Source organism: Dellaglioa sp. CoH-57-MRSF-18 (assembly GCF_056781995.1).
The window spans coordinates 1-283 of sequence record NZ_JBXAXX010000200.1 but is presented as its reverse complement, the minus strand read 5'-3'; the positions used below and the strand labels follow the sequence as shown (position 1 = coordinate 283).

Here is a 283-nt window from a genome sequence, read left to right as displayed (position 1 = left end):
TTCATCAACGCCGCCCTCGATCGCATAGAAGCCGAGCACGGAACGATTCCGGTGGTTGCGTGGTACCATGATTGGTATCTGTGTGAACGCCTGCCCGGGATTCTGGTGGTTGAGGACGACGTAGAGTACACACCTCCATACAAGCCACGCAACTCGGCGCAGGGCAAAGTTCTTGTGCTGTGCGCCTGATCATGCTACAGTAGCGTCCTCAAAGTACACAGAAGAGGTAGATCGTGCTCCAAACGAAATTCACGGAGGCAGAATGAGACAAGTGATTACGAGT

The 283-nt window shown here is 53.4% G+C and carries 1 protein-coding gene; it reads left to right on the top strand.

Translation table 11 applies throughout. The features are described 5' to 3' along the window. Positions 1-189: hypothetical protein (locus AC1RPG_RS08705; RefSeq protein ID WP_481762588.1), on the top strand; the 189-nt coding region annotated here is incomplete at its 5' end. Positions 190-283: the final 94 nt, after the last annotated feature.